Source organism: Synechococcus sp. SYN20 (assembly GCF_014279555.1).
Lineage (GTDB): Bacteria > Cyanobacteriota > Cyanobacteriia > PCC-6307 > Cyanobiaceae > Synechococcus_C.
This window is the reverse complement of the sequence record NZ_CP047959.1, coordinates 2,013,593-2,032,929: the sequence shown is the minus strand read 5'-3', so window position 1 is coordinate 2,032,929 and position 19,337 is coordinate 2,013,593. Positions and strand designations below refer to the sequence as shown.

Here is a 19,337-nt window from a genome sequence, read left to right as displayed (position 1 = left end):
TTAGCGAGCTGGACCACCTATCCCCACTAAGGTCCAATTTCATTGGATGACGTTATGGGGCGAGCCCCTCGATCCCAACGGCGCCGTTTTGGTCGTGGAGAGGTGTTGGTGCCGCCGCCACCGCCGCCGGTTCAACCTCTTCAGGAGTGCCTGGAGTCTTTGCGGAGCAAATGGAGACGAGAGGGATCACTGGCTGCGCTTTGGCAGGACTGGCCCCAATTGGCGGGGCGTCCCTTGGCGGATCACTGCAAGCCTTTGAATTTGAGCCACGGCGTCCTCACGGTGGGAGCGCGTCACCCGCAATGGCGACAAGCTCTTCAATACAGCAAACCTCAACTTTTGGCAGCAGTGCGAAGCGCTGGCCATGCAGTGCGCGATCTGAGGATTCAGCAACATCACCCTTCCCCTCCAGCAGAGTTAGAGACAGAAGAGAGTGTTTGGGCTCGCCATCCGAGCCGGATCGATGTGCACGGAATGGCGTCATGCCCTTGCTGTGACAGCCCAGCTCCTGCAGGCGAGATGGCGCTCTGGGGTCACTGCGGGTTCTGCCGAAGACTGAAGTTGTCAGAGCTGAAGGGTTCGCTCCAGGAGGAGACCACTCAGTCGGTTAATACCTCTCTGGACGAGGAGCCTCCCAGGTCAGCGTGACACCATCAGCTTGAAGTTCGGCAGCCCGTCGCTCCAGCTTGGTCCTATCGAGGCGTACAACCCTGTAGATCCCAAATTGTCCAAGCACTTGGGGATCGAGTCCTTGCCAGTAACGACGTTTCAATGTTCCGGAATCAATCACGATCAGAACAGTTGGAGATCCTTCATCGGCATCGATTGGATGTCCTACCCAGCCACGGCGCCGCTCATGGCTTAACCGATCAGAAAGATTCACAAGGGCAGAATCTGAGCGCCCTTCGTACACCACCACCTGCTCTGTGTAGAAGTGCAGAGAGGGCTTCATCGCTCCCACCATTGCGAGGGGTTCTGACGGCTTCTGGACGCGCAGCATCGTGGCTGCTGCCTCTCGCACGGGAAGTTGTCGTACACGATCGCCGAGGTCAACCATCGGGATGAGAGCAATGAGCTGGAACATCACCAGCGGTCCCTGAACGGCTAGCAAGCGACCAGAGGCCTTTCGCCTGATCATCCAGAGGCCCAAAACGCCAGCGATCGAGAAGCACACCGCTGCTCTTAAAACCAAGCGGCTTGCCAGCAGTTCGGCTGGCAGCGTTGGCATTTCGGGGTCATCGATGAGAGGAACCCAGATCGAAGAACTCCAGAACCCCACTGCCAACACAAACGTGAGCAGGATTGTTGTGCCCCAGGCCCAATCCAAAGGAGGTCGGTTCCTTCGTTCGGAAGGCCTTGCTGCAAGGGCGATGAGAATGGCAGCAGCAGGCGTTGCAGGAATCCAGTAGCTCGGAAGCTTGGTGGCCGCGGTGGTGAACAGCAGCAATACAGAAAGAAGCCAGCAACTGGCAAAACTCTGAAGAGACAAGTTTGCGCTGGATTGGACAGATGAAAAGGCACGCTTGAGGTTTGAAGGGTGCAGGGTTTGCCCCAGCCCAAGCAGCAATAGGGGGGTGAAGGGCAGGGATGCCACAACCAAAATCACCCCGAAAAACCACCAGGGTTGGAGGTGGCTGTTCACGACCGATGTGAAGCGTTGCAGGTTGTGATAACCAAAAAAGCTATCCCAAAAAGGCTGGCCTTCGACCAGCAGTTCTGCGACATACCAAGGCAGGCTGATCAAGGCGGTGAGTGCAAGGCCGCGAAGCGGTTTGATGCATTGCGAGATGCCCTTCAGATCCCAGCGCAACAGAGCAAACAGCACCAGGGTCATGCCACTGAGGACCACGGCCACAGGCCCTTTCGTGAGCACGGCTGAGGCGAGCAGAACCCAGGCGAGCCACCATCGTCGAGACGTTCCACTGGCATAACAACGCCACTGGCAGAGGAGGCTCAGAGCGAGGGTGCCGCTGAGTAAGGGATCACTGACGGCCGTCCGACTCCAGAGCTGTACTAATGGAGAGAGCGCGAAGGCCAGTGCTGCTGCGACTGCGGTGCGGCGAGGGTGATTGTCATTTTCGGCCGGATGCACCATCAAGGTGTCCCCAAGCATCAGCATGGTTGCCACACTCGCCAGGGCTGAGGGAAGCCTCCCAGCCCAGGTGCCGAGTGGGTCCCAGAGCTCATTGGCAGGAATCGAGTACCCCAACCCCATAAGCCAGTACACCAGGGGCGGTTTGTCGAATCTTGGCAATCCATTAACCCGAGGGGTTAACCAGTCACCGGTGCGAGCCATGGCACGACCGGCAGCTGCAAAGAGCGGTGGGGTTTCATCGACCAGGCCAGTGGAACCCAGTTGCCAGCAGCACATGGCAAGGCCAAGCGCCAAGATCAGCAGCAGACCTCGGCTGCGCTGTCGTGGCGAGATCCGTGGGTCGGCAGGGGCGTTGATCATCGACATGGGGCGATCGTGCCATCCCTTGCAGAGAGCCCCTGCCTGATCCAAGCCTCAACGCGTTGTGCAAACACCGTATAGCTGGCGTTCTGCTCCACCCAACGACGACAAGCTTGTCGATCGATTTGATCGACTTTTCTGCTGGCCATTTTTAGGGCCTCGAGATCATCGGGAGGCACAAGCCATCCCGTAACTCCGTTTTGAATCAGTTCGCCCGGACCACCGCGGTCGTAGGCCACAACAGGGACACCGCAGGCCATGGCTTCCACCACCACATTGCCGTAGGCCTCATTCCATTTGGGAGTGTTCAGGAGAGCGCGGCAGCAGCCAAGCTCTTTCTGAAGTTGGTGTGTCGGCTGAAAACCGCGCCAATTAATGGTTCCTGGAGGCACGGCGGCTTCCACCGATTGTGCATAGTCAGCATCTTCGACCAAGCCCCAAACCAGAAGCGTTTCTCCTAGAGCTGCGGCAACAGCTGCAGCATCTTCGAGGCCTTTTTCAGGCGCGATGCGTCCGGCCCATCCGAGTGGGCCATGGAGGGACAACTGCAACTGATAACGCGTGAGGTCAAAGCCATTCCCCACAATTGAAGGTGGCATGGGCAATGAAAAATCCCCTGCCTGTCGTTGGGTATGGAATGACATTCGCCTTTGGTCCCAGCGCGCGAGTTGAGAGATGACTTCATCCATCGCCTGCGAGACCGACCCCATGCTCACCAAATGAAATAACGAGCACTTGGAATGGGGTGTGAGCCAGAGCGGTAACCAGTCGTAGCTGAAGTTGATCACTGCATCGGCGTCCTCGCCCAAGGACAAAGCAAGGTCCCACAAATGTGGAAGCACACCATCAAAGGGAATTTGAACGGAAGCGTCTTTTGCGGCATGTTGCCAGCTGGGTTGATCGCTGCCCCCAGCAGTGTGTAGTGAGAGTTCAGGGCAGTCGTCAGGCGCAACCGATCCGTTAGGGGCGACCAGGGTGATCCGATGCCCTCTTGCGGCTAGACCGCGCAATAACGAGGTCAGCGTTAGTTCCACACCACCACCGCGTCCACTGCCTAAATGTCCGATGGGTGTACTGACCAGTACCAAATGGAGAGGGGTGTTGCTCATGCTCCGAGATCGCCCTGCTGGGTTTCGTTCATGAGAGCAACCGGTTCCCAGAAACGTTTGCGTTGGCTCACCAATACCACCGAAATTAGAACCAAAAGCACTGCCAACCATTGAAGGTTGTTGAGTCGTTCTTGCAACAACAGCCCGCCGGAAGCAAGTGCAAAAACGGGTGTGAGAAATCCAAGTGTGGTGAACCCTGTCAGGTCCTCACGACTGGCAAACCAGAAAAATAGGGCGTAGGCCACGGCGCCCCCCATCAGGGATGCGTAGGCCATTTGCGTCCAAGCAGAGACGGACCAAGGAGGTACTAGCGGGAAGGCTCCGTCGAGCCCATGCCAAACCAGCAAGGGCAGTCCACCCAGCAGCATGTGCCATCCCGTGACGGCTACAGGATCACTATTTCGGCAGGCAAATCGACTCAGAACGGTGCCGACAGCCATCGCAATGGCAGCCGCCAACATCCAGCCCGTTCCAGCCTGCCAACCCGATTGAAACGACACTCCCTCACCCAATAGCCACCAGTGTCGTAGAAGCGGTTGGGGAACACCTAGACAGACAATTCCCACCAGGCCAAGAACCAATCCCACCCAACCGATGGGATTGATTGTTTCTGCAAAAAGCCAGCGGGCGAGCAGGGCAACCATCAACGGTTGAGAATCAATCAACACTGACCCGAGGCCGGCGCCAGTGCCTTCGAGTCCGCGTGCCAGGCAGATCTGAAACAGCACGGCATCAATCAGGGTGAATAGGAGAAACCAGCCCCGATCCCCAGGATCAATCGCTAACGAACGCCCGAGCAGCGGAACAAAGGCGATCACGACGATTCCAGCCGGGAGCAGCCTCAGGCAAGACACCAGAATCGGCCCTCCTGTGCTGACCAGGGGAGCCATTGCTGTCATCGCCGTTCCCCAGAGGACGAACGGCAGGACCATCAGCAGACCTCGGCGGAGAGATCCCATGGGGTGCTGCGAACAGGCTCCTTTTTAAGATCTAATCGTGTTCGATTGACCGTCATGATCTGGCCCTGGCGCCGCAAGTCCCGGCGAACGATGGCGAGGATCGCCATTGAAGGGGCGATCACTGGCTCCACCCGCCGTCGCGTCCTTAAAGCCTTAAAGGAGGTTCAGGAGAGGGAATTCCCTGCACTGTTGCTGCGAATTGATAGTCCTGGAGGGACTGTTGGCGACAGCCAGGAGATCCATGCAGCCTTGCTGAGGCTGCGCGAAAAAGGCTGTCATGTTGTTGCCAGCTTTGGAAATATTTCTGCATCTGGTGGGGTTTATGTCGGTGTTGCCGCAGACAGGATCGTGTCCAATCCAGGCACGATTACCGGTTCCATCGGCGTGATTCTTCGCGGCAACAACCTGTCCAAATTGCTGGATCGTGTTGGGGTCAAATTTGAAACGGTCAAAAGTGGAGCCTTTAAAGACATCCTTTCTCCAGATCGTGCCCTGGGCTCAGAAGAACGTGAGCTGCTTCAAGCTCTGATTGACAGCAGCTATGAGCAATTTGTGGCGGCCGTTGCAGAAGGACGAAAGCTTGATCCAAGCTGTGTTCGCGAGTTTGCTGACGGACGGGTGTTCAGTGGTGCGCAGGCCAAAGATCTTGGGCTCGTGGATGAACTGGGTGACGAAGAGTGCGCAAGGGTGCTTGCGGCACAGTTGGCTGATCTGGATGAGGAGCGCTGCCGCGTGGTGACACTTGGAAAACCCCGAAAGCCATTGCTGCAAGGGTTGTCAGGGTCCAACCTGCTCGCCCGAATTCAGGAGCTCGTCACGGTTGAAATGGAGCTCAGCGGTCAACCTTTGTGGTTGTTTCGGCCATGACCATGGGGAGCGGATTGACCTTGCGCGGCTTACGTGGTGCGACCACCTGCAGCACCAACACAGTTGTTGCGATTGAGCAGGCGGTCACTGAACTGATGGACGCCCTGGTGAAACACAACGCTCTGAAGCCGGACTGCATCGTGTCGATCACGTTCTCTGTGACGACCGATCTGGATGCGTGTTTCCCGGCTGCTGTTGCAAGGCGCCGCGAAGGTTGGGATGGGGTGGCCCTCCTCGACTGTCAGCAGATGGCTGTTGAGGGCGATCTGGCTAGGTGCATTCGTCTTCTGGCTCACACCTGGATGCCAGCAGATCAAGAGCTTCGCCACGTCTATCTGGGGGAAGCCAGCCGCCTCAGGCCAGATAGATCCAGTCACAACTGACAGATGCCACGCCGGCCCTTCGAACCCCTTGCCGCTGCCTGTCCTTAGGACAATCATGGGACATAACCACTGCGGTGAATGTTTTCACCAGCTGAATTAATGGACTTTTTGCCCACGACCCCGATCCGCCGCCTCGCTGTTGTTGCGGGGGTGATCGGATGCGGAGTCGTTGCTTCTGCTTCGGTGGTCGAGATGCTCCAACCCGTTGCTGTTCAAGCTCAGAACACTCCCTCTTTGATGGAGTTTCGCTGGGAAAGCGATAGAAATTATCGCAAGTTGTACTACGTCCAAACGAGCACTCGTACGCGCGAGCGCTCGGAATACTTCCTGGTGCTTCGGCCGAAAGATCGCAAAACCGCGATCCTCAAACTCACCATCACTATTCCTGATTACTTCAACGCAAAGATCCGCCCCAACAAATTGAAGCTCTGCAAGATGAAGAAGGGCGGCATGCTCAGCAGAAGCCGTTGTGAAGAGGTCATCCCTGCTGTTTTTGAGGTCAGCGAGAACCAAACGGCAATTGAGGTTTTCCCTGAAACTCCGATTCCCACTGAAGACACCTACGCCGTTTCGATGACGATCTTCAATCCCAATAAATCTGGGATGTTTCAGTTGAATGCTCTGGCACAGGCGCCTGGAGACGTTCCAGTGGCGGGCTACTTAGGGAGCTGGAACTTCAGTATCGACTAAGCATTGGCTGATAAGCTCTTCTACTGATGAAAGGCTGGGCGCCGGAGTGAATCCATGACCAAACGAACTTTTGGTGGCACCAGCCGTAAGCGCAAACGCGTTTCGGGTTTCCGTGTTCGCATGCGATCTCATACCGGCCGTCGCGTGATTCGTACGCGTCGTAAGCGTGGACGTTCACGCTTGGCTGCTTGAGCCTGATCAGCAACGCCTAGCCCCTTGAAGGGGTGACGTTTGAACAAATTTCGATGGTGCTTCCCACGTCAATGCGATTGCGGGGTCACCGCTGTTTCGATTATCTGCATCGCAGGGGTCAGCGCTTCCATGGATCGTTGATGACTCTGCGTAAAGCCTCGGCCAAGCCGAGGCTTCTGCGTTGGGAGTGCCGCCCTGTTGGGGAGAGTGGAGAAACGGCTGTTTGCCGATGTGCTGTGGTGATCAGTAGCAAGGTCAGTAAACGGGCTGTCATCCGCAATCGGCTCAGACGCTTGTTGCACGACCACTTACGTGAGCATTTTGAGCAGTCGTTTCAGCACTCCAATACCTGGGTTCTGATCAGCCTTAAACCCGGTGCAGAGGCCAAAGATGCTCCTGTCCTGGAAGAATGCGACAGATTGCTCCAACAAGCAGGGTATTAGCCATGCCAACCTCCATCCAAGAAGAGACCTTCTACGAAGGCGGTCCAGCTCGCGGTGACTTGATCTTCAATCTTTTGCTTGGGCTGACCTTGATCGGTCTGCCCTTTGCCGTTGGAGCGATTGTTCGTGCGGTCTGGTTGCGTTTCAACATCACCAGTCGTCGCATTTCTGTGACCGGTGGCTGGATGGGACGGGATCGCAGTCAGGTGGCCTTCAGCCAGGTGCGTGAAGTCCGCAGCGTGTCGCGCGGCTTTGGCGCCTGGGGCGACATGGTTCTTGTCTTGACAGACGGATCACGCCTGGAGTTGCGCTCAGTCCCACGCTTCCGGGAGCTCGAAGCATTCATCGAAGAGCGCATCCGTGCCCGACGTGAAAACGCGGGTGAGAAAGATGCAGACAGCAAGGGCTTCGCTGCCTGAGTTAGGTGTTCGCCTCAAGCGAATTGCCACAGAAGCCCCTGTGCTGTTGCACACTGGCAACAACATTCACCAATCACTCGGAACGCCATCGTGATCGGGTACATCTCCGACAATCTGCTGCTGCCAATCCTGGATTTTTTCTACGGATTGGTCCCGAGCTATGGCCTGGCGATCGTGGCCCTCACGGTGGTAATTCGCCTGGCATTGTTCCCTCTCAGCGCAGGGTCGATTCGTAGCGCCAGACGCATGCGAATTGCTCAGCCTGTGATGCAGAAGCGCCAGGCTGAGATCAAAGCCCGTTTCGCAAGCGATCCTAAAAAGCAGCAAGCCGAACTCGGAAAGCTGATGAAGGAGTTCGGTAGCCCCCTGGCGGGCTGCTTGCCGCTCCTCGTTCAAATGCCGATCTTGTTTGCGCTGTTCGCGACTTTGAGGGGATCACCCTTCGCGGATGTGCCTTACACCTTCAATCTCAAAGTGCTTCCCGCTGATCAGATTGCGGCTGTTGAGCCCAAGCCTTTCACCAGCGCCAGTCATTCGATCTTCATCACGGAAACGAATCACGTTCCCATCATCGCGAGCCTTCCTGGTGGTACCAAGATCGGGGCTGGAGAGACTGTTCCAATTCAGCTCGAGACCCGTGGTGGAGAAAGTTTCCGCGATGTGATTTCTGGCGTCGATAACGGCCAAAGATTTCTTCCAACTTGGACGGTTACCAAGGGAGAGGGCATTGTCAGCGTGAGTGACACGGGAGTGATCACGGCCCTCACGACCGGCGATGCAACCGTTGAAGGAAAAATCACAGGATTGGCCGCTCGCAGCGGCTTCTTGTTCATCAAAGCCCTAGGTCAGGTTGGCTTCTACACCGAGGGTGCGATCAATTGGGACATCGCAATTCTCATTGGCGCATTCGGTCTGAGTTTGTTTGCCTCTCAGCTTCTCTCCGGGATGGGGATGCCTGCCAATCCGCAGCAGTCCACCGCTAACAAGATCACTCCTGTGATGATTACTGGGATGTTCCTGTTTTTCCCACTCCCTGCCGGTGTTTTGCTGTACATGGTGATTGCCAATATCTTCCAGGCACTGCAAACGTTTTTGCTCACACGCGAGGCTCTGCCTGAAAATCTTCAGTCGATTCTTGATGACCAAAGGCTGCAAAACTCTCAGCCTGCAGCGGCCTCCGCAGGTGGCGGATCCACGTCTGGACGCATGCCTTTTGAGCCCAAAGGCGGAAACAAATGATCCCTGGGCTTGAGCCCGTTCCCCTTCGCGAGCTGCAAGCTCTTGGTTCCGTTCGTGAGTGGGAATTCGAAGGCCAACTAGAGGAGCTGCCCTCCCTCACCCCAGTACGTGGAACCATTCGGGCCGAGCATCGCGGCAATATTCTTGAAGTTTCCGGTTCAGCTCAGACCATCGTTTGTCTGTGTTGCGATCGCTGTCTGAAGCATTTCAACCGCGAATTGTCCACGGAAACGAATGAGTTGATCTGGCTTGGAGATCGTGAAGCTGCAGCGGAGATGGCTGAAGAGGGCCTGGATGCATCTTCAGTGGATGGACTTGTGGAGTGTCTGGATCCAAGGGGCCTTTTTGAGCCAGAGCGATGGGTGTTTGAACAATTGAGTCTTCAAATGCCAGCTGTAAATTTCTGCGGTGATGGTTGCTCAGGAATGCCTCAATCGGTCAACCCAGAGCTGACAGCTTCGGTGACGCCGTCTGCCGATCCGCGTTGGGAGGCTCTCTTGAGCCTGCGCTCTGACCCAGGCGAGGAGTCGGAGGTGACGCGTGACTGAACAGTGGGCACAACAACTCGATCTTCTGATTCGTGCGGGCACCCCTCTGATTTGGATTCGCAGCCACGAGGAGGAGCGCGTTGAATCTCTGCTGAGACAAGCGGCCGAACGCTTGCCTGGGCGTCGACTGGCGTCATGGGACTTTGTGAGTGGCCTGTCAGGCGTGCTTGGCAGCGAGGGACTTGGTGCGCGCCAGCCCATGCTGGTTTTGCAGTGGTTGCAGGATCTCGATGGCAACAGCCCCACGCTGCTGTTGCTCAAAGATGTGCATCGCTTCTGCGATGACGCGGGCATCGCCCGCATGCTCCGCAATCTCACAAGCTTGTTGCGTGGACGCCCTCATACGCTCGTGCTCGGTTGTGGTAGTTGGACGCCGCCACCTGATTTAGAAGAGGCCCTCACCCTGCTCGACTTGCCGCTTCCGCAAGAGCAGGAATTGATGACCTTGCTTGGCAATATTTCCAAGGCAACAGGATCGCCTCTCAATAGCGAGGTGCTTGAGGAGCTCACCCATGCCTGCTGCGGATTAAGTGAATCACGGGTTCGTCACGTTGCAGCAAAGGCGCTGGCTCAGCGCGGTGAGCTTGGACGCCAGGACCTTGCTGACGTGCTGGAGGAGAAGCGCCTCGCGCTGGCTCGCAGCGAAGTGCTGGAGTTCTGCCGTACCGATGCCACCCCTGCAGATATTGGTGGGCTGGAGGCTCTCAAGCAGTGGCTAGAACAGCGTCATCGTGCCTTCAGTGATGAAGCCCGGCGCTTCGGCTTGCCCCTCCCTCGTGGTGTCTTATTGGTCGGGCCGCAGGGAACGGGTAAATCGCTGACGGCGCGAGTGATTGCCCACAGCTGGTCCATGCCACTCCTGCGCTTGGATGTGGGGCGTCTTTTTGCTGGCCTCGTTGGAGCGAGCGAAGCACGAACACGCGAAATGATTCAAAGGGCTGAAGCGATGGCTCCTTGCGTGCTTTGGATTGATGAGATTGACAAAGGCTTTGGAAGCGACGGCCGAAGTGATGGCGGAACCAGCCAAAGGGTGTTGGCCACTGTGCTGACCTGGATGGCGGAGAAAACGTCTCCCGTGTTTGTGGTGGCTACAGCCAATGGAGTGGAAAGGCTGCCCGCTGAACTCCTAAGAAAGGGCCGCTTCGACGAGATTTTTCTCCTTGATATGCCAGCTCGCTCTGAACGTCAGAGCATCATGGAATTGCATATCAGTCGCAGACGCCCAGGTCTTCGCCTTCCTGTTGAAACCGTCGTGGACCGTACGGATGGTTACTCCGGTGCAGAGCTCGAGCAAACGGTGATCGAAGCCATGCACCTTGCCTTTGCAGAGAGCCGTGAATTGGCTGAGTCCGATTTAATTCAAGCCGCTGCTCAATTGGTTCCTCTCTCGCGTACCGCTAAAGAACAATTGGAAGGCCTCAAGCAATGGGCTAGTAGCGGCCGGGCGCGGCCAGCTTCATTGCGACTGGTAACGAACCCTGACAGGGCGTAACAAACAAGGGGCCTGCGTCCAGACAAGGCTTGGCGACCTCCGTATGTTTCGTGAATAGCGCCTTTTTGTCCGTGAATCGTTTTTCGGATCTCACCACCCAACTCGCTGCTGCCTGTCTTGGTGCTGGTGTCATTACAACCGTTGCGGTCGCTCAGGGGCAGAACCCAATTACCGCTCTTGGCATCACGTTGTTCTCGGCTGTTGCCGCGGTGATGGTTGGACAAGTTCTCTAAGAACCTTGATTGTTCGTTCTGAACCGAGACGTAGTCTTTTTAGCTAGTCCTCTTCAGAATTTCCGTGCTTGACCAGCGCCTGGTGCGTGATAACCCCGAACTGATTTCCCGTGAGTTGGGACGTAGGGGGATGGATGTTGATCTCACAGGTCTTCAGCTGATTGCACAGCAGCAACGCGATCTCGAGGAGCGTCGCAGCGGCCTTCAAGCCGATGGCAACCGCATTGGCAAAGAGGTTGGTCAGCGCATTCAAGCCGGGGCCGATCCCAAAGGGGCTGAGGTTGCAGAGCTTCGCCTCCAAGGCAATCAAATCAAGCAGACAGTGGCCGTTCTCGAGGATGAGGAGAAGCAGCTCACCGCGCGGCTGCGTGAAGAGCTGCTTAGCTACCCCAATCTGCCTTCAAAGGCCTGTCCAGACGGTCGCAGCGAAGACGACAACAAAGAAGTGCGTCGCTGGGGTGATCCCAGGCTGGAAGACGGGCTCATGGAGCATTGGCAAATTGCAGAGCAGCTGTCTTTGCTCGACACGGAGCGTTCCGTGAGAATTGCCCAGAGTCGCTTTGTGACCCTGTTTGGGCAAGGCGCTCGGCTGGAGCGATCGCTCATCAACTTCATGCTGGACCTGCACACGGGGAAGGGGTACCGCGAGGTGCTCCCTCCGGTTTTGGTGAATAGCGCAAGCCTCAAGGGATCAGGGCAACTGCCCAAATTTGCTGAAGAAAGTTTTCGTTGTGCAGACGATGACCTCTGGTTGACCCCAACCGCTGAGGTTCCGCTGACCTCTCTGCATCGCGACGAAATTATTCCTTCGGAACAATTGCCACTGCGTTATGTGGCTTACAGCCCCTGCTTTCGCAGGGAGGCCGGTAGCTATGGACGTGACACGCGGGGCCTGATCCGACTGCATCAATTCAACAAAGTGGAGCTGTATTGGTTTGTCCATCCCGAGCACTCTGAGGAGGCTCATGCGCAGATCACCGCCGACGCCGAGGCCGTGCTTCAGGCTTTGGAGCTGCCCTATCGCGTGCTTGAGCTCTGCACGGGTGATCTGGGCTTCTCCGCCGCCCGCACCTATGACCTCGAAGTTTGGTTGGCGGGAGCGGGTGCTTTCAGGGAGATCTCGAGCTGCAGTGTCTGTTCTGATTTCCAGGCTCGTCGTTCCTCGATTCGCACGAAAGACGGCAAGACCACACGGTTGGTTCACACGCTCAACGGCAGTGGCCTCGCGATTGGCCGCACCATGGCTGCTCTGCTTGAAAACGGGCAACAGCCTGACGGGAGCGTGAAGCTTCCCCAGGCTTTGGTTCCTTACTTCGGTTGCGATCGTCTCCAGCCAGAATGAATCGATTATTGGGTCCGATATGAACGTTCTGGCAGCACTATTGGTTCTGGGGCTGCTGATCGTGATCCATGAGGCTGGTCACTTTCTTGCAGCCAGAGTTCAGGGCATCCGTGTGAATGGATTTTCCATTGGGTTTGGACCTGCCCTCTGGAAACTTGAGCGTGGAGGCGTGACCTATGCCCTGCGCGCTCTTCCTCTTGGCGGATTCGTGTCCTTCCCTGACGACGACGAAGACAGTTCAATCCCTGCCGATGATCCAGATCTTCTTCGCAACCGCCCGATTCCACAGAGAGCCTTTGTTATTAGCGCAGGGGTGCTCGCCAACTTGCTGCTCGCCTGGGTGGTTCTCGTTGGACATACGGCTTTGGCAGGAGTTCCAGGCGACCCTGATCCCGGGGTGATGGTGATGGCAGTTCAGCAGGGAGAGCCCGCTGAGATCGCGGGTTTGCAAGCCGGTGATCAAATTTTGAGCATCGAAGGATTGCCACTGGGTCGCGGCGAGAAGGCTGTGAAAGAGGCTGTTACGCCAGTGAGAGAAAGCCCTTCCAAAGCACTGTCGCTTGAAGTGCAGAGAAATGGATTGGTGCGAGTGATCCAGCTCACTCCGGACGACCATCAAGGGCAGGGACGCATTGGTGCTCAGCTTCAGGCCAATTTCAGTGGAACCACGCGCGCTGTCACTGGCTTGGGCGAAGCGATCGCCAGTGGATCAGAGCAGTTCGGTGGACTTTTGCAGCGCACCGTGGCCGGATATGGAGCCTTGTTCACTGATTTTGGAACGACGGCTCAGCAGGTGAGTGGCCCGGTCAAAATTGTGGAGATGGGCGCCCAGCTCTCCAGTCAGGGAGGAAGTGGTCTTGCCCTCTTCATGGCTTTGATTTCGATCAACCTCGCGGTGCTCAATGCGCTCCCATTGCCGCTTCTTGATGGTGGTCAATTGGTGTTCATTCTTTTGGAGGGGGTCCGCGGACGGCCTATCCCAGAGCGCTTTCAGTTGATCGTGATGCAATCCAGCTTTTTGCTCGTCGTTGGCCTGAGTGTTCTTTTGATCGTGCGCGATACAAGTCAACTCTCGGTTGTTCAGCGCTTGCTTGGTCAGTGAACCGATAGAGTGCCTTCACTAGACGTCTGATCTAACCCGCTGCATGGCCAAGAAGTCGATGATTGCCCGCGATGTGAAGCGGAAAAAGATAGTCGCGCGCTTTTCGGACAGGCGCGCAGCTCTCATGGCTGCGTTCCATGCCGCTAAGGATCCGATGGAGCGTCTTGAGATCCATCGCAAGATCCAGGGTTTGCCTCGCAACAGCGCCCCAAACCGTGTGCGCAATCGTTGCTGGGCGACTGGAAAGCCCCGCGGCGTTTATCGCGATTTTGGGCTGTGCCGCAATCAGCTTCGTGAACGTGCTCACAAAGGTGAGCTCCCCGGTGTTGTGAAGTCCAGCTGGTGATTTGAGTTCAGTCTCTGTCAATCCATCGAATGAAGAGGTGAGTGATCACCTCTTTTTTTATGTCGTTTTTATGGCGATGGATCTGTTGGATTTTGTGGATCTAACCGGATAACCCCAACAATGGGTTCCGCTCAAATGTAAGAATCAGAATTGACAGAAAGACATAAACCAACGTGCAAGGTCAGACGCAGTCGATCTCCTTTGACGGTCGGGAGATACGGCTGACCACAGGGCGGTATGCCCCCCAAGCCGGCGGCTCGGTGATGATTGAATGCGGAGACACCTCCGTCTTGGTCACGGCTACACGCTCCACAGGTCGAGATGGAATTGATTTTCTCCCGCTGATCTGTGACTACGAAGAGCGCCTCTATGCAGCAGGCAGGATTCCTGGAAGTTTTATGCGGCGCGAGAGTCGCCCTCCTGAGCGCGCCACGCTGATTTGCCGTCTCATCGATCGGCCAATGCGTCCGTTGTTTCCAAGTTGGCTTCGCGACGATTTGCAGATTGTTGCGACTTGCATGTCGCTTGATGAGCGGGTTCCGGCTGATGTGCTCGCCGTTACAGGGGCCTCCATGGCCACCCTCTTGGCAAAGATTCCCTTCTATGGGCCGATGGCCGCTGTTCGCGTCGGTTTGCTGGGTGACGATTTTGTGCTGAATCCCAGCTACCGGGAGATTGAGCGCGGCGATCTAGACCTCGTTGTTGCAGGCACCCCACAAGGTGTAGTGATGGTGGAAGCTGGTGCGAATCAGCTCCCTGAGGGAGATGTGATTGAAGCGATCGACTTTGGCTACGAAGCTGTTTCTGAGTTGATCAAAGCTCAGCAATCCATCCTCAAAGAGGCTGGGATCGAGCAAGTGATTCCTGAGGTTCCTGAGCAAGACACAACGCTGCCTGTCTATCTAGAGAAAGCCTGCAGCAAATCGATTGGTGAGGTGCTTGGCCAGTTCGAGCAAACCAAGGCGGAGCGTGACGAAAAGCTGGATGCGATTCGCAGCACAACTGCAGAAACGATCCAGGGCCTCAAGGACTCCGATCCTGTTCGCGTTGCCGTCAGTGCCAACGGCAAAGCCCTCCCGAACAGTTTCAAGGCGCTCACCAAAACCTTGATGCGCCAGCAGATCCTGAAGGACGGCAAACGGGTGGATGGTCGCACCCTGGATCAGGTGCGTCCGATTAGCGCCGCTGCGGGAGTGCTTCCCAAGCGAGTGCACGGCTCAGGTTTGTTTCAACGCGGACTCACCCAGGTGTTGTCGACCGCCACTCTTGGCACCCCAAGTGACGCTCAGGAGATGGATGATCTCAATCCAAGCAACGAAAAAACCTACCTTCACCACTACAACTTCCCGGCCTATTCCGTCGGTGAGACCCGTCCGATGCGCTCTCCGGGACGCCGTGAAATTGGTCACGGTGCTTTAGCTGAACGCGCCATCGTGCCCGTCCTCCCCGCGAAAGACACCTTCCCTTACGTGGTGCGTGTTGTCAGCGAAGTGTTGAGCTCTAATGGCTCCACCTCAATGGGCTCCGTGTGTGGCAGCACCTTGGCTCTGATGGATGCCGGTGTTCCTCTGAAGGCGCCTGTGAGTGGTGCGGCGATGGGCCTGATCAAGGAGGGGGATGAGGTCAAAATCCTCACCGACATTCAAGGCATTGAAGACTTCCTTGGCGACATGGACTTCAAAGTGGCGGGTACGGATAAGGGGATTACCGCGCTGCAGATGGACATGAAGATCACGGGTCTGCCCGTGAGCATCATTGCTGAGGCTGTGAATCAGGCGCGTCCTGCGCGTCTGCACATCCTTGAAAAGATGATGGAAGCGATCGAGAGTCCGCGTGAAGGGCTATCTCCTCATGCACCTCGCCTGCTGAGTTTCCGCATTGATCCTGAGCTGATTGGCACGGTGATCGGACCTGGTGGGCGCACCATCAAGAACATCACGGAGCGCACCAATACCAAGATCGATATTGAGGACAGTGGCATTGTCACCATTGCTTCTCATGATGGTGCGGCGGCAGAGGAAGCCCAGAAAATCATTGAAGGCCTCACCCGCAAGGTGAATGAGGGTGAAGTGTTTACGGGTTCCATTACCCGCATCATTCCGATCGGTGCCTTTGTTGAAATTCTTCCGGGTAAAGAGGGAATGATTCACATCTCACAGCTTTCTGAGGCGAGAGTCGAGAAAGTGGAAGATGTGGTGAAGGTGGGAGATGAGGTCACAGTGCGCGTCCGTGAAATAGACAATCGCGGTCGTATCAACCTCACCCTGCGTGGCGTTCCCCAGAACGGTGAGTCGCCTGACTCCCAACCGGCTCCAACACCAGTAGCGCCTCTCTCCTGAGAGGCTCCTAACCAGGCTCAGACCTGAAAACCGGGATCAATCAGTCCCATCGCCCGTGTCGCTTTTTCACATAAAGCGGCATGGGTTTTTCCATGGCTAGCGATCAAGCAACCTGCCTGGCGAACATCTCCGGTGTTGTACGTGAGCTCTGCGCCATCGGCATGGGTAAAGGCACCACCAGCAGCGAGAAGGACGGCCTCTGGTGCGGCCATATCCCAATCTTTCGGAGCACTTTTCCCAGATAAGGAAATGTACAAATCGGTTTCGCCACGAAGGATCGTGGCCACTTTGCAGCCGACACTGCCCACTGCCTTTGAATCGCCGAGTTCTAGGGCGGTGATCAACTGTTCAAGTCGTTGATCCCTGTGACTGCGGCTTGCCACCAAGATGAGCTCATTTGTGATTGCGCGCGCACTGAAACGAACCGGTGCTCGCTCACCGGAGCGGTTTTCGCACCAGGTGCCGCTACCCACCACACCAATCCAAAGCTCTTCTCGTTCTGGAACCAGAACGACCCCAAGCACAGGGCGCTGTTGATGCACCAAGGCCAGATGGACGGCATATTCCCCTGTGCCTTGCAAGAAATCTTTGGTTCCATCGAGTGGATCCAAAATCCATAGCCACTCAGCAGCTAAGGGTTGTCCCTCAATTAGTTGCGCCTTGGCGGTTTCTTCACTGAGAAGGGTCCAACCAGCGGTGGGGAAAGATTGTTTTAAGCCATCCAGGAGCCATTGATTGACCGCTAGATCAGCAGCGGACACTGGGCCTTCGCCGCCATTGTCAACGCTGAGGGCTTTCGGAAACCCGTGGGGTGGCTGTTCTCCACGGGCATAGGCGCGCAGGATGTCGGCAGCCCCCCAGCTGAGAGGGCGAAGAACCTTTAAAACATCTTCCAGGTTGATACCGGCAAGAAGGGTCGGCGAGCTCGGCATCATGGTTTGATCTGGGCGGAGCCATTGTGAAGCAACGCGCTGAACCTGCGGCTGGAGTGCTTTATGTCGTAGGCACTCCGATTGGCCATCTCGGTGACCTGTCGCCTCGAGCGCGTGATCTGTTGATCGCTGTGGACACGATTGCTTGTGAGGATACGCGTCATAGCGGACAGCTGCTGAGCCGTATCGGTTCAACAGCAAGGCGGTGCTCGTTCCATCAGCACAACACCCGCACGCGAATTCCCCAGCTGTTACTGGAACTGGACGAGGGCCGCAGCGTTGCGGTGATTAGTGATGCAGGCTTGCCCGGAATTAGTGATCCAGGGCAGGAGTTGGTCGCTGCCGCGCGCCTGTCGGGTTGTGAGGTGATTTCTATTCCCGGTCCCTGTGCGGCGACGACAGCCTTGGTAAGCAGCGGGCTTCCTAGCGATCGGTTTTGTTTTGAGGGTTTTCTCCCCGCTAAGGGCAGGGAACGCCGAGAGCGGCTGGCCTTCATTGCTAGCGAGCAGCGCACCAGCGTGATTTATGAAGCCCCTCATCGTTTGTGCCAACTTCTCGACGAGCTGTTTGAGCTCTGCGGTGAGGAGCGACCATTACAAGTGGCTCGAGAACTCACGAAGCGGCATGAGCAACAGGTGGGCCCAACCGTTGGAGTGGCGCGGAATCATTTTCAAGAACACACCCCCCAGGGGGAATGCACGGTGGTGTTGGGTGGAGCCGTACCCGTCGAGATCGAAGCCTTAACTGACAAACAGTGTTGTGAGCAGTTATTAGCACTCACTGCAGAGGGGATGAGTGCCAAAGATGCGGCCAAGCTGTTGTCCAGCAAAATTGGGCGTTCCAAACGCGAGCTCTATGCGTTGCTTCACGCGGAGACCGAACAGGCAGACTGATGCTGGAAAAAGCGATTGTGATGTTCATCCGCCTGAGACTGCTCTTGTTGAGTTTGGGGAGTGGGCTAACGCTGCTGTTGGTTCTTTGCCTTGGTGCTCAGAACCTCAATGATCGCCATCGCCTCAATCTTGGCGTTGGTCAGTCTGCCCCCCTTCCCTCAGGCTTCATTGTTGGAATCAGCTTGGTGCTTGGGATCGTCAGCGGCGGCAGTGTGGCGGCGGTGTTGGCTCCAGCTTCTGATCCAGATCGCTGAATTAGGACTTGAGTGCGAACAGGGATCCTTCAACCACCAAGTGCGTGATGCCACGGGCAAGCAAGTAAGAGGTTGTTTGCTCAAAGACCTGGGTGTGTGGCACTTTGATTACGCGCTGATTGCGGCCGCATTGGCGTTTAGCAGCGCGTGGACTTGCGTAGAGGCATAAGGCCTGCCGTTGCTGCTCTGAAGGATCACTGAGGCCCAATTCAGGGAACTCACTGAGCGGCCGTGGATCGAGCTCCACCGTTTTGTCGACAAGCATGTACACGCTGTCTGGCAACAGTTCAGATGCAAAGGGCCGGCAAATGACTTGTTGGGTGGTGACCTGAGGTAGGTCGACCGGCAGCACTGCTATTTCATGGAAGACGTTTTCATCGTCCGTGTTGAAGGTCTCGTTGTCGTTGAGATCGGCGCTACCGAAATCCTCGCCCTCTTCCTTGGAGCTTGGTACTTCTATTCCGGAGTCTTCGAGGTTTGTTTGTGGGTTCTCGGGACGGCTGACCTCAGCAGTCTCGAGTTCAGGCACGCTGCTCGCTAAGCCAGAGCTTTTAGCCGAACGCTGGGCTTTGAGCTCGGCATACTCCTCAGGGCTGAGCAGGGACCTTACGGTTCGACTCACCGTGTTGGTGCTGCAGCTGTAGGCCGCGGCGATCTGGGCGCTTGTGTCTCCAGCGCGGTACCGCTCCACAATTTCCTGCTTGTGGCTGTCGTTGAGCCGGCTGGGGGACATTGTCTGTACCGCACAGTTTTCAAGTTTAAGCGGGGTGGCGTACGTCGACTGTCAAAATGAGTGAATGCTCCCTTAGCTCAGCTGGATAGAGCAACTGCCTTCTAAGCAGTCGGTCGTGTGTTCGAATCACACAGGGGGCGTTAATCACAGCAAGGGGTTTCAGCGAAAGCTGAGCCCCTTTTTCTTGTTTGTTGCTTTGTGTGGCCCAAAGTATGGCCCAAGTCGTCCTAGTGTTGATTACTCACCAAAAGCTGGATGTGCCAGCGGCTTTCAAAGGCTTATTGGCCATGGCATGAGCAACAGCAGCTGAGACCGCCGACCGCATCGACACGCTCCAAGGGCTGATCCAAAAGGGCATTCGACTCAT

Annotated in this window: 23 protein-coding genes and 1 tRNA gene; 18 read left to right on the top strand and 6 right to left on the bottom strand. The window is 56.4% G+C overall.

Going from position 1 to position 19,337, the window contains the following annotated elements:
• Positions 1–54 precede the first annotated feature (54 nt).
• Entirely contained in the window at positions 55–648 is a 594-nt protein-coding gene (locus SynSYN20_RS10795; RefSeq protein WP_255476251.1) for a DUF721 domain-containing protein, read from the top strand.
• Here the strand turns inward: SynSYN20_RS10795 and SynSYN20_RS10790 are convergent.
• Genes SynSYN20_RS10790 through SynSYN20_RS10780 form a run of 3 tightly spaced genes read right to left on the bottom strand, consistent with a single transcriptional unit; the run spans position 608 to position 4,523 of the window.
• Positions 608–2,461 (bottom strand): glycosyltransferase family 39 protein, encoded by a 1,854-nt coding sequence (locus SynSYN20_RS10790; protein WP_186523670.1) that lies wholly within the window; start codon positions 2,459–2,461, stop codon positions 608–610. The two genes, SynSYN20_RS10795 and SynSYN20_RS10790, sit on opposite strands and share 41 nt — an antisense overlap.
• On the bottom strand, positions 2,452–3,564 hold the full coding sequence (locus SynSYN20_RS10785) for a glycosyltransferase (RefSeq protein WP_186523669.1): 1,113 nt from the start codon (positions 3,562–3,564) through the stop codon (positions 2,452–2,454). Before SynSYN20_RS10785 ends, SynSYN20_RS10790 begins: the two co-directional genes overlap by 10 nt.
• The gene (locus SynSYN20_RS10780; protein ID WP_186523668.1) at positions 3,561–4,523 is read right to left on the bottom strand and encodes a DMT family transporter; all 963 of its coding nucleotides are present in this window, start codon (positions 4,521–4,523) and stop codon (positions 3,561–3,563) included. The genes SynSYN20_RS10785 and SynSYN20_RS10780 overlap by 4 nt, the downstream gene beginning before the upstream one ends.
• Before the next feature lie 54 nt (positions 4,524–4,577).
• On the opposite strand from SynSYN20_RS10780, the gene sppA reads away from it, so the two are divergent.
• The 14 genes from sppA to SynSYN20_RS10710 all read left to right on the top strand — a co-directional run bounded on the left by sppA (position 4,578) and on the right by SynSYN20_RS10710 (position 16,158).
• Positions 4,578–5,390, top strand: a complete 813-nt coding sequence (gene sppA / locus SynSYN20_RS10775; RefSeq protein WP_186523667.1) for a signal peptide peptidase SppA — start codon at positions 4,578–4,580, stop codon at positions 5,388–5,390.
• Positions 5,387–5,773 (top strand): chorismate mutase, encoded by a 387-nt coding sequence (gene aroH / locus SynSYN20_RS10770; RefSeq protein WP_370586678.1) that lies wholly within the window; start codon positions 5,387–5,389, stop codon positions 5,771–5,773. The genes sppA and aroH overlap by 4 nt, the downstream gene beginning before the upstream one ends.
• A gap of 99 nt (positions 5,774–5,872) precedes the next feature.
• Positions 5,873–6,463 (top strand): DUF2808 domain-containing protein, encoded by a 591-nt coding sequence (locus SynSYN20_RS10765; RefSeq protein WP_255444256.1) that lies wholly within the window; start codon positions 5,873–5,875, stop codon positions 6,461–6,463.
• A 54-nt stretch (positions 6,464–6,517) separates the two neighbouring features.
• Entirely contained in the window at positions 6,518–6,655 is a 138-nt protein-coding gene (gene rpmH, locus SynSYN20_RS10760; protein WP_011620012.1) for a 50S ribosomal protein L34, read from the top strand.
• Between the two features lie 53 nt (positions 6,656–6,708).
• Positions 6,709–7,098, top strand: coding sequence for a ribonuclease P protein component (locus tag SynSYN20_RS10755; RefSeq protein ID WP_186525591.1), 390 nt, complete (start codon positions 6,709–6,711; stop codon positions 7,096–7,098).
• Between the two features lie 2 nt (positions 7,099–7,100).
• Entirely contained in the window at positions 7,101–7,517 is a 417-nt protein-coding gene (locus SynSYN20_RS10750) for a PH domain-containing protein (RefSeq protein WP_186523666.1), read from the top strand.
• Between the two features lie 90 nt (positions 7,518–7,607).
• Positions 7,608–8,756 carry a membrane protein insertase YidC gene (gene yidC, locus SynSYN20_RS10745; protein WP_186523665.1) on the top strand — a complete coding sequence of 383 codons (1,149 nt, stop codon included), beginning with the start codon at positions 7,608–7,610 and terminating at the stop codon, positions 8,754–8,756.
• Positions 8,753–9,304 (top strand): DUF177 domain-containing protein, encoded by a 552-nt coding sequence (locus SynSYN20_RS10740; protein ID WP_186523664.1) that lies wholly within the window; start codon positions 8,753–8,755, stop codon positions 9,302–9,304. The genes yidC and SynSYN20_RS10740 overlap by 4 nt, the downstream gene beginning before the upstream one ends.
• On the top strand, positions 9,297–10,796 hold the full coding sequence (locus SynSYN20_RS10735; protein ID WP_186523663.1) for an AAA family ATPase: 1,500 nt from the start codon (positions 9,297–9,299) through the stop codon (positions 10,794–10,796). The genes SynSYN20_RS10740 and SynSYN20_RS10735 overlap by 8 nt, the downstream gene beginning before the upstream one ends.
• A 50-nt stretch (positions 10,797–10,846) precedes the next feature.
• A complete protein-coding gene (locus SynSYN20_RS10730) occupies positions 10,847–11,029 on the top strand; it encodes a hypothetical protein (protein ID WP_186525733.1) in 183 nt (60 codons plus the stop codon).
• A gap of 64 nt (positions 11,030–11,093) precedes the next feature.
• Complete coding sequence (gene serS, locus SynSYN20_RS10725; RefSeq protein ID WP_186523662.1) at positions 11,094–12,371, top strand: serine--tRNA ligase; 1,278 nt, start codon at positions 11,094–11,096, stop codon at positions 12,369–12,371.
• 19 nt (positions 12,372–12,390) lie between these two features.
• A complete protein-coding gene (rseP, locus tag SynSYN20_RS10720) occupies positions 12,391–13,473 on the top strand; it encodes an RIP metalloprotease RseP (RefSeq protein WP_186523661.1) in 1,083 nt (360 codons plus the stop codon).
• A gap of 43 nt (positions 13,474–13,516) precedes the next feature.
• Entirely contained in the window at positions 13,517–13,819 is a 303-nt protein-coding gene (gene rpsN / locus SynSYN20_RS10715) for a 30S ribosomal protein S14 (RefSeq protein WP_186523659.1), read from the top strand.
• Positions 13,820–13,992: 173 nt separating this feature from the next.
• Entirely contained in the window at positions 13,993–16,158 is a 2,166-nt protein-coding gene (locus SynSYN20_RS10710; RefSeq protein ID WP_186523652.1) for a polyribonucleotide nucleotidyltransferase, read from the top strand.
• 17 nt (positions 16,159–16,175) lie between these two features.
• Here the strand turns inward: SynSYN20_RS10710 and SynSYN20_RS10705 are convergent, their stop codons facing one another.
• Positions 16,176–17,093: a 3'(2'),5'-bisphosphate nucleotidase CysQ gene (locus tag SynSYN20_RS10705; RefSeq protein WP_186523650.1), complete on the bottom strand. Its 918-nt coding sequence runs from the start codon at positions 17,091–17,093 to the stop codon at positions 16,176–16,178.
• A gap of 23 nt (positions 17,094–17,116) precedes the next feature.
• Here SynSYN20_RS10705 and rsmI point away from each other — a divergent pair, with 23 nt between their 5' ends.
• Both rsmI and SynSYN20_RS10695 read left to right on the top strand, forming a co-directional pair.
• Positions 17,117–17,983, top strand: a complete 867-nt coding sequence (gene rsmI / locus SynSYN20_RS10700; RefSeq protein WP_186523648.1) for a 16S rRNA (cytidine(1402)-2'-O)-methyltransferase — start codon at positions 17,117–17,119, stop codon at positions 17,981–17,983.
• A gap of 20 nt (positions 17,984–18,003) precedes the next feature.
• Complete coding sequence (locus SynSYN20_RS10695) at positions 18,004–18,237, top strand: hypothetical protein (protein ID WP_186525590.1); 234 nt, start codon at positions 18,004–18,006, stop codon at positions 18,235–18,237.
• A gap of 1 nt (position 18,238) precedes the next feature.
• On the opposite strand, the gene SynSYN20_RS10690 is transcribed toward SynSYN20_RS10695, so the two are convergent.
• A complete protein-coding gene (locus SynSYN20_RS10690; RefSeq protein ID WP_186523646.1) occupies positions 18,239–18,970 on the bottom strand; it encodes a helix-turn-helix domain-containing protein in 732 nt (243 codons plus the stop codon).
• Positions 18,971–19,036: 66 nt separating this feature from the next.
• On the opposite strand from SynSYN20_RS10690, the gene SynSYN20_RS10685 reads away from it, so the two are divergent.
• Positions 19,037–19,110, top strand: a tRNA-Arg gene (locus tag SynSYN20_RS10685).
• Between the two features lie 101 nt (positions 19,111–19,211).
• Here SynSYN20_RS10685 and SynSYN20_RS14550 read toward each other — a convergent pair.
• A complete protein-coding gene (locus SynSYN20_RS14550) occupies positions 19,212–19,337 on the bottom strand; it encodes a hypothetical protein (protein ID WP_255476250.1) in 126 nt (41 codons plus the stop codon).